Origin of the sequence: Candidatus Palibaumannia cicadellinicola (assembly GCF_001269425.1) — a bacterium.
In the GTDB taxonomy this organism is placed as follows: domain Bacteria; phylum Pseudomonadota; class Gammaproteobacteria; order Enterobacterales; family Enterobacteriaceae; genus Baumannia; species Baumannia cicadellinicola_A.
Genome location: NZ_CP011787.1, coordinates 1 through 12,741, shown reverse-complemented (window position 1 = coordinate 12,741; position 12,741 = coordinate 1). Strand labels below are relative to the sequence as shown.

8 protein-coding genes and 1 pseudogene are annotated in these 12,741 nt (G+C 33.1%); 1 reads left to right on the top strand and 8 read right to left on the bottom strand.

Annotation, left to right across the window (positions count from 1 at the left end; genetic code table 11):
• Positions 1 to 159: 159 nt before the first annotated feature.
• The 4 genes and pseudogenes from hisS to AB162_RS00030 form a co-directional block, all read right to left on the bottom strand.
• On the bottom strand, positions 160 to 1,446 hold the full coding sequence (hisS, locus tag AB162_RS00045) for a histidine--tRNA ligase (RefSeq protein WP_053096407.1): 1,287 nt from the start codon (positions 1,444 to 1,446) through the stop codon (positions 160 to 162).
• Between the two features lie 22 nt (positions 1,447 to 1,468).
• Complete coding sequence (gene ispG / locus AB162_RS00040) at positions 1,469 to 2,590, bottom strand: flavodoxin-dependent (E)-4-hydroxy-3-methylbut-2-enyl-diphosphate synthase (protein ID WP_053096405.1); 1,122 nt, start codon at positions 2,588 to 2,590, stop codon at positions 1,469 to 1,471.
• 47 nt (positions 2,591 to 2,637) lie between these two features.
• Positions 2,638 to 3,072 (bottom strand): nucleoside-diphosphate kinase, encoded by a 435-nt coding sequence (gene ndk, locus AB162_RS00035; protein ID WP_053096403.1) that lies wholly within the window; start codon positions 3,070 to 3,072, stop codon positions 2,638 to 2,640.
• Between the two features lie 86 nt (positions 3,073 to 3,158).
• Positions 3,159 to 4,332: pseudogene (locus AB162_RS00030) on the bottom strand (IscS subfamily cysteine desulfurase).
• A 114-nt stretch (positions 4,333 to 4,446) separates the two neighbouring features.
• On the opposite strand from AB162_RS00030, the gene AB162_RS00025 reads away from it, so the two are divergent.
• Positions 4,447 to 5,235 (top strand): inositol monophosphatase family protein, encoded by a 789-nt coding sequence (locus AB162_RS00025; RefSeq protein WP_053096400.1) that lies wholly within the window; start codon positions 4,447 to 4,449, stop codon positions 5,233 to 5,235.
• 14 nt (positions 5,236 to 5,249) lie between these two features.
• Here AB162_RS00025 and glyA read toward each other — a convergent pair whose 3' ends face one another.
• The 4 genes from glyA to mqo all read right to left on the bottom strand — a co-directional run bounded on the left by glyA (position 5,250) and on the right by mqo (position 12,741).
• The gene (gene glyA, locus AB162_RS00020) at positions 5,250 to 6,503 is read right to left on the bottom strand and encodes a serine hydroxymethyltransferase (RefSeq protein ID WP_053096398.1); all 1,254 of its coding nucleotides are present in this window, start codon (positions 6,501 to 6,503) and stop codon (positions 5,250 to 5,252) included.
• Positions 6,504 to 6,644: 141 nt separating this feature from the next.
• Entirely contained in the window at positions 6,645 to 10,541 is a 3,897-nt protein-coding gene (gene purL, locus AB162_RS00015; protein WP_053096396.1) for a phosphoribosylformylglycinamidine synthase, read from the bottom strand.
• 103 nt (positions 10,542 to 10,644) lie between these two features.
• Complete coding sequence (tadA, locus tag AB162_RS00010) at positions 10,645 to 11,133, bottom strand: tRNA adenosine(34) deaminase TadA (RefSeq protein WP_053096394.1); 489 nt, start codon at positions 11,131 to 11,133, stop codon at positions 10,645 to 10,647.
• A gap of 60 nt (positions 11,134 to 11,193) precedes the next feature.
• Positions 11,194 to 12,741 (bottom strand): malate dehydrogenase (quinone), encoded by a 1,548-nt coding sequence (mqo, locus tag AB162_RS00005; protein WP_053096392.1) that lies wholly within the window; start codon positions 12,739 to 12,741, stop codon positions 11,194 to 11,196.

Sequence of the window (12,741 nt, the reverse complement as noted above, 5' to 3'; positions counted from 1 at the left end):
TGTGTACTCTTATTAAGATATACATTACTTAAACAGTATAATATAAAATATTATATAATTATATCAGTATTTATATTTTATAAGAATAATTAGCTTTTTTTGCTACAAAAATAGTCAATATAATTAAATTGTAAAATAGTAAAACTATTAATTTAAATTTTATGATAACATATTGGAAATATTTTCAGCTACATAGTACTGTGGTACTATTTTCTGAGTACCAGTAGCTAGATTTTTTATAATTACTTGCTGTGCTGCTGCTTCACTTTCACCTAATATTAAGGCAATACGGGCACCGTATTTATTAGATTGTCTTAACTGTTTTTTTAAACTACCGCCTCCGCAATTAGTCATAAGACGTAGTGATGGTAATGCATGACGTACTTTTTCCGCTAGAATCATTGCCGTAACTTGTATATTATTACCTATTACTACTAAATAAGCATCAATGCTTGATCCTGAGACTATCATGCTAGGTTGTACTGTTTGCATTAGGAGTATTAGACGTTCAAGCCCTATAGCTATTCCAATTGCTGGTGTATCATGTCCACCAAGTTGTTCTACTAATCCATCATAACGACCTCCTGCGCAAATTGTTTGCTGAGAGCCTAAACTATTAGTTACCCATTCTAAAACTGTACCATTATAGTAATCTAAGCCGCGTACTAAAAGCGGATTAATAGTATATTTAATTTTAGCTAAATCTAATAGTTCACATAGTCCAGCAAAGTGCATACTAGCATCATCTTCAATATAATCAGCTAATACTGGTGCATCATGTTTTAGTAACAACATTTTAATATCAGTATTCTTAGTATCAAGCACACGCATGGGATTCGTATACATACGACGACGACAGTTTTCATCTAGATATTTTTCATGCTTTGATAAAAAATTAACTAGCGCTTTACAATAATTTTTCCTAGAATTGATTGAACCAATAGAATTTATTTCCAATGTTACATATTTACTGATACCTAATAATTGCCACCAATTTGTGCATATCATAATTAGCTCTGCATCTATATCAGGACCATGCTGGCCAAATACTTCAGCTCCTAACTGATGAAACTGACGGTAGCGCCCTTTCTGCGGTCTTTCATGTCTGAACATAGGGCCTATATACCATAAACGCTGTTCTAATGTTTTGTATATCAGACTATGTTCTATACTAGCTCGTACACATCCTACAGTACCTTCTGGCCGTAAAGTCACGTGATCGCCATTACGATCTTCAAAACTATACATTTCTTTCTCGACTACGTCTGTGATTTCACCTATAGCACGTTTAAACAATATAGTACGCTCTAACAAAGGTAGCCTAATTTCACTATAACCATAACTAACTAGTACTTTTTTTAATAATGTTTCTAGGTTCTGCCAGCAAGTAGTATCAACAGGTAAATAGTCCTTCATACCACGAATAGCCTGTATTATTTTTACCATATATAATATTTCTAATATAAGATTATTTATTAATTAACTTGATTGCTATTTGATTTTTCTTATCTAGCATTATTGCTTTTGCACGAATACGAGCTTCAAGCTGATCTACTATAGAGTTATTATCAATACGGTCAGCTTGTCTAATTCCATCCTCATAAACACCACTTTTATTATATCCTCCAGTGACCCCAATGGTAGATATTCTTGCTTCGCCTGGGCCGTTCACTACACAGCCAATAATAGAAACATCCATCGGAGTGATAATATCTGCCAATCGTTTTTCTAAAGCATTAACTGTGCTAATAACATCAAACTCCTGACGAGAACAGGTAGGACATGCTATAAAATTAATCCCCCTTGTACGAATACGTAGAGATTTTAGAATATCAAATCCGACTTTAACTTCTTCGATTGGATCAGCAGCAAGAGAAATACGCAAAGTATCACCAATACCTTCGCTAAGTAATAATCCTAATCCTATAGCAGATTTTACTGCCCCGCTACGCGCACTACCAGCTTCAGTAATCCCTAAATGTAATGGTTGATCAATTCTTGAGGCTAATAGCCTGTAAGCCTGTACAGTGATAAATACATCAGATGCTTTGATACTCACTTTAAATTGATCAAAATTAAGTCTATCGAAAATATCAATATGTCGCATAGCTGATTCTAATAGTGCTTCCGCATTAGGCTCAACATACTTATGTTGTAAATATCTCTCAAGTGAGCCAGCATTTATTCCAATTCTGATAGGAATATTGTGATAACGAGCGCTATCTACTACTGAGCGGATACGTGCTTCATTACCAATATTACCAGGGTTAATACGTAGGCAATCTACTCCATACTCAGCTACTTTTAGTGCTAGACGATAGTCAAAATGTATATCAGCAACTAAAGGAACAGTAACTTTCTGTTTAATTAGTTTAAATTTTTCTGCTGCATCCATAGTAGGTATTGATATCCGTACGATATCTACACCAACACGCTCTAAGGCATTAATTTGTTTTACTGTTGCAGTAACGTCATTAGTATTAGTATTAGTCATAGATTGGACAGTAATCGGTGCCCCATCTCCTATTGGCACTTTGCCAACGTTAATACGTATCGATTTACGACGTTTAACAGTGATAGCACTATTCATAATAATAAACTTATTATATTGATTAAATATATATTATATATTGCTATTTAATTAAAATTTTTCATAAACACTTCATTTACATCAAAAAAATAATCAATTTCATTAAGAGCAGATTCTACTGAGTCAGAACCATGCACTGCGTTTTCTATTAAGTTATCAGCATAATCTGCTCTTAAAGTTCCAGTTAAAGCATAAGCTGGATTTGTAGATCCTATAATCTCACGGTTACGGCGTATTGCATCTTTACATTCAAGTACTTGTACTACTATAGGACCAGAAATCATGAAAGAAACTAGACTGTCGAAGAAAGGTTTACTTTTATGATGAATATAAAATTTTTCAGCCTGCTCACGTGTAAGTGTTAACATTTTTATACCAATAATATTAAAACCAGCATTTTCAAAACGATTTATAATAGCACCTACTACGTTCTTAGTAACAGCATTAGGCTTGATAATAGAAAGTGTACGTTCAAACGACATATTATTTATTTTTCCTTGATTTATATTTATAGCATAATAGCTGTTATGCTGAACTGTATGTATCATTTTTTATATAATGATATTAGTTAATATAAATAATATTTTGGTGATATAATTCGCTGATGTGCAACAGCACGATGAAACTGTGTAATAGCATAATCTATCTCTTCTTTGGTAGTGAAACGACCTAGAGAGAATCTAATTGAACTATGAGCTAGTTTATCATTAATACCTAGTGCACGTAGTACGTACGATGATTCTAAATTAGTCGAATTACAAGCAGAGCCTGATGAAACAGCTAGGTCATTCAAAAAAATCATTAGCGACTCACCATCAACATTATGAATACTAACGTTTAGTATAGTAAATAAACTATGCGATAAATCTCCATTTACTACAACCCCTTTTATCTTTTTTAACCCTTGCCATAAGCGATCACGTAACACCCTAATACGTAACATATCATTAGCCATTTCTTCTTTAGCAATACGATACGCCTCACCCATTCCAACAATTTGATGTACAGGCAAAGTACCTGAACGTATGCCACGCTCATGCCCTCCACCATGCATTTGTGCATTTATATTTATTTTCTTTTTACGACTAATATACAAGCAACCAATACCTTTAGGGCCATATAATTTATGACTACTAAAAGACATTAAATCTACCGGAAGTACTGAAAGATCAATAGGTAGTTTACCTATACTCTGAGTAGCATCTACATGGAATATAATATTATTGTTTTTACATAAATGCCCAAAGGTAGCTATATTATTAATAATTCCAATTTCGTTATTAACATGCATTAATGATACTAATATAGTATCTTTTCGTACAGCATTACTAAGTTGTGTTAGCGAAATTAAACCTTTTTTATTTGGAACTAACCATGTTACGTTATATCCATATTGTTCCAAATATTTACAGGTATCTATAACAGCTTTATGTTCGGTTAAACTAGTAATAATATGATTACCTTTTTCTCTATTAGCTTGCGCTACTCCTTTAATAGCAAGATTATCTGATTCAGTTGCACCAGAAGTAAAAATAATCTCACGTGAATCAGCTCCAATAAGAACTGCAATTTGATTACGTGCTATATCTACTGCTTCTTCAGCTAGCCAACCATAACGATGATAACGAGAAGCCGGGTTACCAAAAATTCCTTCAATAGTTAGATATTGCATCATTTTTTTCAGCTACTCTTGGATCTACCGGAGTAGTAGCAGCATAGTCAAGATATACAGGTAATTTCATACTCAATTCACTCCTACCTCGTACTATAATATATACTATACTATACTAACTATAGTATAGTAGTTAATATTAATTTTTTATTATTATAGATAACTTTTTTTAAGTTAAAAACATATGCATTCCATGCTAAATATTACTAGTCGTGCTGCGCGAAAAGCAGGAGATTTTTTGGCTAAATACTATGATAATATAGAAGCTAGTAACACCAATAAAAATCACTTTCTTACTTATGTTAACAAAGAAGCAGAACGCTTAATGATTGAAATTATTCTTAAATATTATCCTAAGCATACTGTGATTAATGAACAAAGTGGACAGATAACTGGTAGAGATAGATCTATAACCTGGATTATATATCCTATTGATAGTATTAATAATTTTATTAAACGTATTCCTCATATTGCTGTTTCAATTTCAGTATGTTTTAAAGGACGAACTGAAATTGCAGTAGTATACGATCCTATGCGTAATGAACTATTTAGTACAATAAGGGGCCATGGTGCCCAAATGAATAGCTATCGATTACGTAGTAGTAGCAGAAAAAATTTAGCAGGTACTATTCTTAGCATCAATTCTCCTATTCAACAGCAAAACCCAAAATATTATACTGAATATAGTAATTTACTACTTAAATTATTAAATAATTGTATAGATTTACGCTGCACAGGATCAAGTACGCTAGATATAGCCTATCTTGCAGCTGGAAGAGTAGACTGTTTATTTTTATTTGATATTGGTTTAACCACATGTCACACTACTAGTGAGTTACTAGTAGTAGAATCAGGTGGCTGGGTAAAAGATTTTAATCTTGTAAAGATTAATAATAATATTCAGCTGGATTGTAAAATTTTAGCTGGCAATTCACGTATAGTTCAAGATATAATAAATATTATAAGTAAATAATATTATTATACTTTTTAAGTATAAACTGGATGACTAGCGCAGATATCTAGTACTTTTTTCTTAGTAGATTGAATAACTTCTTCATTATTAATATTATCTAATATATCACAAATCCAGTTAGCTAGTTTATAAACATCAGTTTCATTAAAGCCACGGCGTGTAACAGCAGGAGTACCAATACGGATACCAGATGTAACAAATGGACTTTTTGGATCATTTGGAATGATATTCTTATTTACTGTAATATTAGCACGACCCAGAGCAAAATCAGCTTCTTTACCAGTAATATTTTTATTTACTAGATTTAGTAAAAAAAGGTGATTATCTGTTCCGCCCGATACTACGTTAAATCCTCTATTAAGGAATACATTGACCATCATTTTAGCATTATTAACAACTTGTTGCTGATAAGTTTTAAACTCTGGCTCCATAGCTTCTTTTAGAGCTATAGCTTTGCCAGCTATTACATGCATGAGAGGCCCACCTTGTGCTCCAGGGAATACTGATGAATTCAGCTTATTATACATTTCTTTATTACCACCTTTTGCTATGATTAATCCTCCTCTAGGACCAGCTAATGTTTTATGAGTAGTAGTGGTTACTACATCAGCATAAGGTACTGGGTTAGGATAAATACCAGCAGCTACAAGTCCAGCTATATGGGCCATATCTACAACTAAAAAAGCCATAATACTATTTGCTATCTTGCGCATTATAGTCCAATCTACTACACGAGAATAAGCAGAAAAGCCACCTATAATCATTTTTGGCTTATGCTTAATTGCTAGTGTATTTAGCTGATTAAAGTCAATGTAACCATTTTCATCAACACCATAAGATATTACATTATACATTTTACCAGAAAAGTTTACTGATGAGCCGTGAGTTAAGTGACCGCCATGTGCTAAGTCCATTCCTAGCACTGTATCTCCAGGTTGTAATAAAGCTGTATAAACCGCAAAGTTAGCCTGTGAACCTGAATGTGGTTGTACGTTAGCATAATCTCCGCCAAATAATTGTTTAGCACGATCAATAGCTAATGTTTCTACTACATCAACTAATTTACAACCACCATAGTAACGCTTCCCAGGATAACCTTCAGCATATTTATTAGTCAGTAAGGAACCTTGTACTTGCATCACTCGCTTACTAGCGTAGTTTTCAGATGCTATCAATTCTATATGTTCTTCCTGACGTATGGTTTCTTGCTGTATTGCCCACCATAACTCTTGATCATAATTTTTAATATTGATGTTATTTGTTAACATTTTTTCTCACTACTAGTTATGAATAAAATTCATATTTTATAGTACAATGAAATTGTTTTTATAAACAAACTTAATTAGTTTAATTTAAAAAAATATTTACTATAATAGTATGACAATATTATATATAATTTTATTTAAAATTTAACCTATTTGTTTACGCGCATTACGAAACAGTCGCATCCAAGGGCTATCTTCTCCCCATTCATCAGGATGCCAGGAATTACTTACTGTACGAAATATACGTTCTGGATGTGGCATAATTAGTGTTACCTGACCATTTATACTAGTAATCGCAGTTATACCATTTACTGAACCGTTAGGGTTAGCAGGATACTTTTCTGTTACTCGTCCGTAGTTATCAATATAGCGTAATGCTACTAATCTCATTTTTTCTATAGCAATCAAATGTTCATCATTGTTAAAATTTACACGTCCTTCTCCATGGGAAATGACAATTGGTAACCTAGAACCAACCATATCTTGTAACAAAATAGATGGACTATAGGTAACTTCAACTAAACTAAAACGAGATTCGAAACTTTCAGACTTATTACGAATAAAATGTGGCCAAAGTTCTACGCCTGGAATTAATTCTCTAAGATGAGACATCATCTGACATCCGTTACACACTCCAAGTGCTAAGGTATTTGGACGATAGAAGAAAGCTTCAAACTCGTCGCGTACATAAGAGTTGAATAATATTGATTTAGCCCAACCTTCCCCAGAACCTAATACATCACCATAAGAAAAACCACCACATGCGACTAACATATGAAAATTCTTTAAATTAATGACTCCTGATATTAAATCACTCATATGTACGTCTATAGCATGAAATCCAGCTCTATGAAATGCTGCTGCCATTTCTACATTAGAGTTTATACCTTGTTCACGTAAAATAGCAACTTTAGGTGGTATACCTTTAGCAATATAAGGTGCAGCAATATCTTCATTTAAATTAAAGCTAAGTTTTACGTTAAGACCAGGATCAGACTTATCTTGACGGGCAATATGTTCTTGATCTGCACATTCTGGATTATCTCTTAATCTTTGCATCTGCCAGCTAGTTTCTGCCCACCAAGTGCGTAATAAAGTACGACTTTCACTATATAGATAGTTACCACCATGGCGGATAATAAAATTGTCTCCAATTTTAGAAGATCCTAGTATATAAATACATTTAGCAATATTCTCATCTTCAAAAATTTTCAGTACTGCATTTAAATCTGATATAGCAATTTGTATTATTGCACCTAACTCTTCATTAAAAAGAGCTGATAGATAATCTTCACCAAGTACAGCAATATCTACATCAATACCGCAATGACCAGCAAAAGCCATTTCTGCTAGAGTAACTAGTAAACCACCATCAGATCTATCATGATAGGCTAGTAGATAGCCAGTAGTTACTAATTTTTGTATGCTTCTGTAAAAACTGGCTAATTCTTCAATATTACGAATATCAGCTGTATCATCACCTAATTGACGATAAACCTGTGCTAGTGCAGTAGCACCTAGAGCTTGATGACCAGAGCCTAAATTGATTAAAATTAATAGATTATCGCAATTTACTCGCAATTGTGGTGTAACAGTCGCGCGTACATCTTCAACTTTAGCAACAGCAGTTATTACTAGCGATAGCGGGGCTGTCATTTCGCATAATTTATTAGTAGTACCATTTTGCCAACTAGTTTTCATTGACATAGAATCTTTACCTACTATAATTGTTAGCCCTAGCGCTGGACAAACCTCCTCACTTATATTTTTAACTGCTGCATAAAGACCAGCATCTTCACCTGGATGACCTGCTGCAGCCATCCAATTAGCAGATAGTTTAACTAGCTTTATATCACCAATATTTGTAGCAGCAAGATTAGTTATTGCCTCTCCTACTGCAAGTCTAGCTGACGCAGTAAAGTTTAGTAGTGCTACCGGAGCTCGTTCTCCTATAGACATTACCTCCCCATAATAGCTATCAAAGCTAGCCAAAGTAATAGCACAGTCTGCAACCGGGACTTGCCATGGTCCGACCATTTGATCACGTGCTACCATACCAGTCACGCTACGATCTGCAATCGTAATAAGAAATGTTTTTTCTGCTACTACAGGAAGATGTAATACACGTTGTACTGCTTCTGCTAAAATTATATGTTGGCGATTAAGTTCTTGTCCGACAGCTTGTAAGCTAACGACATCACGTATCATATTAGGTACTTTTCCAAAAAAAAATTCTAGTGGAAGATCAACGACATTAGTTCTAAAATGGTCGTCATGAAGAATGACATGTAATTTTTTTGTAGTTGTACCAATACAAGCAAAAGGGGCACGTTCTCGGCGGCAAATTGCTTCGAATTGTGCTAAATTTTCTGGTAATAAAGCAATTACATAGCGTTCTTGTGCTTCATTACACCATATTTTCAGTGGGCTCATGCTAGGTTCATCGTTAGGGATAGCGCGTAAATTAAAACTACCGCCGCACTTTAAATCTCTAATAAGTTCTAATAGAGCATTAGATAAACCACCAGCACCTACATCATGGATAAATAATATAGGATTATATTTACCTAATTGACAACATCGATCTATTACTTCCTGGCACCTACGTTCCATTTCAGGATTATCACGCTGCACCGATGCAAAATCAAGATATGTATCAGACTGACCTGATGCTATAGATGATGCAGTACTACCACCTAGGCCTATATTCATAGCTGGGCCACCTAATACAATTAAATTTGCGTATCTTTTAATTGTATTTTTATGCACATGTTCATTACGTATATTACCGATTCCTCCAGCTAACATTATCGGTTTGTAATAACCACGCAACTCAATTCCGTTATGGCTGTTAACTAACTCTTCATAAGTACGAAAATAACCTATAATTAAAGGACGTCCGAATTCATTATTAAATGATGCCCCTCCTAAAGGAGCATCTGTCATAATTTCTAATGCTGAAAATATATGATCTGGCCGTAAAAAGTTCCCTTCCCAAGGCTGGATAAATCCTGGTATTCTTAAATTAGATACAGTAAAACCCACTAAGCCAGCTTTAGGTTTAGCGCCAATTCCAGTAGCGCCTTCGTCACGAATTTCTCCTCCTATACCAGTAGCTGCTCCTGGCCAAGGTGAAATAGCTGTAGGATGATTATGTGTTTCTACTTTTATTACAATGTTTACAGCTTCCTGATGATAATCATAACGTTCAATTTGTGTATCATAAAAGAAACGACCCACTACCGGTCCTTCTATAACTGCAGCATTATCTTTATAAGCCGATAGTACATAATCTGGATTTTTAGTGAACGTCGATTTAATCATATTAAATAGAGATTTATTCTGAGGCTTACCATTAATTAACCATTTTGCATTAAAAATATTGTGTCGACAGTGTTCAGAATTAGCCTGTGCAAACATATAAAGTTCCACATCACTAATGTTGCGTTTCATACTAGTTAATGTATCGAATAAATATTGAATTAATTGTTTTGTTAGAGCAAGACCTAATGATATATTAGCTTCTTCTAAAGCATCGCGACCAAGACTTAGTATATCTATCATATTAAATGATTCTAGGGAATTTTTAGATAATAATAGTGGTGCTTGTTCAAAATTATCTAACACTGTATGAATCATACGATCATGTAGTAATTCTCCTAATTGTTTCCATTGAGTATTATTAATTTTTGGTGCGTTAATCCAAAAAGCTATCCCCCGCTCAATACGTTTTACTTGCTTTAGTCCACAATTGTGCAAAATATCTTGTGCTTTTGAAGACCATGGAGAAATAGTACCATAACGTGGTGTTACTAACATTAGACGACTATTTTGATACTTAATATCATTATTATAAGAAATACATTTTAATATTTTAATTAAATTTTTATTTTCATTGTTAGTTAGTTTTGGATTAATTTCAGCAAAATAAATATATTCAGTATCAATATAATTAACTGGTAAGTTCATTGTTTTGCAACAGGATAGTAGCTTATTAATACGAAATACTGACATAGCAGGTAAACCACGAAATATTTCCATAATAACAGCTCTCTCTATTACTTCTACTTATTGTTTTAGTTGATAAAAATATTATTTTAATATATCAAAAGTTAATTACTTTATTTTTAATAAAAGTATAAATTTAATATTTAATTTTACTTGCGCGTTTTCGATGAAAAAACGCTTGTACTTGTGAAGTACAAGCGTTTTCTAGCACACCAGAGCATAGTATTATGCTGTGGTTTATATTAGGATAATTCAGCACATATGAAGAAGCTCCTGATAATATAGTTTTTCCCTCCTTGGCTCCAAAAACAATACGATTAATACGTGCATGAACCATGGCGCCAGTACACATTACACATGGCTCTAAAGTTACGTACATCACTGCACCATTTATCCTATAATTACCTATTTTTTTACCTCCTAGTCTTAATGCTATAATTTCTGCATGAGCAGTAGGATCTTTAGAACTAATTGAACTATTATAGCCTTCTCCTATTTTTTGTCCTTCTAATACTAAAACTGCACCTACAGGTACTTCACCTTTAGTCTCTGCACATTTTGCCAAAGATAGAGCACAGCGCATCCATAATTGATCGTTTTTTTTATTTTGATAATATAGAGACATCTTTTATTAAACTTATTTTATTATAAATAACTTATTTAGTAAGTTATATTACTCATTTAGTTATTTTGCTTCAACATAGTTAAGTTTAAGTAAATCACAAGTATAACTTCGTATTTTATTAGTTAATTGTAAATTTCCGTTTAAATCTTTACCGTAAGAAGGTATTATTTCTTTTAGTTTTTTTTGCCAAGTTTCACTAGTAATATATGTTTTAAACATTATGCCTAATATTTCTAACATTATATCTGCAGCGGTAGATGCTCCAGGAGATGCTCCTAATAATGAAGATAAAGTTCCATCTTTAGTAGAAATTATTTTTGTACCAAACTGTAGTATGCCTCCTTGTTTGTCATCTTTTTTGATTATTTGAACACGCATACCTGCTTTGATAAGCATCCAGTCTTTTAATCTTGCTTGTGGATAATATTCGCGTAGTGCCTTTAGTCTATCTTCGTCTGTCATAATAAGTTGACTAATAAGATATTTAACTAAATTAATATTATTTTTACCAACATGCAATATTGGTAACATATTTCTGCATGTGAGTGATTGAAATAAATCTAGCCATGAACCATTTTTTAGAAACTTACTACTAACAGTTGCAAAAGGACCAAAAAATAACATTAATTTACCATCAATAACACGAGTATCTAAATGAGGAACTGATATAGGCGGAGTTCCAACAGAAGCTTTACCATACACTTTGGCTTGATGATAACTAATTATATTAGGGTTATGAGTCACTAAAAATTTTCCTCCTACTGGAAAACCTGCATAACCATTTACTTCATCAATTCCTGATTTTTGTAATAGTCTTAATGATGCACCTCCGCATCCAATAAATACATAACGTGAGCGAATGGTAGTCTTAAAAAAATAATTATTTTCTTCAGTACAGCATATAGTCCAAGTGGTATCTAAATTTTTTTTGATATTTACTACCTTATTGTTAAGATGCAAATAAAAATTAGGTTTACGCTGTAGCGATGTAACTAATTGTTTAGTAATTTCTCCAAAATTTACGTCTGTACCCATAATCATACGCGTAGCTGCTACTTTCTGTAAAGTATCACGACCATCCATGATTAATGGTGCCCACTGACTTATTTGTTTAGGGTCTTCAGATAATTCCATACCACTAAAAAGTGTAGAATTATGCAATGCGTAAAAACGTTTACGTAAAAAACTAATATTTTCATTACCCCATACAAAACTTATATGTGGTACATTATTAATGAAAGATGGTGGATGGTTTAGTCGTTTATTTTTAACTAAATAGGCCCAAAACTGTCTTGAAATTTCAAAAGATTCATTGACTGATATCGCTGCTGATATATCAATTTCACCATTTTTATTCAGTGGAGTATAGTTCATTTCACAAAAAGCAGCGTGTCCAGTACCAGCATTATTAAAACTATTAGAACTTTCTTCAGCAAAGTTTGCTAAATTTTCGTACATGTAAATAGTCCAGTCTGGTTCAAGAATTTGTAAATAAGTACCAAGTGTAGCACTCATAATTCCACTACCTATAAGTACTACATCAACTAAATTAGTAGTATCATTAGTACTATGATTACTTTGCAGCTTAGCTGAATTAGTAACAATCAT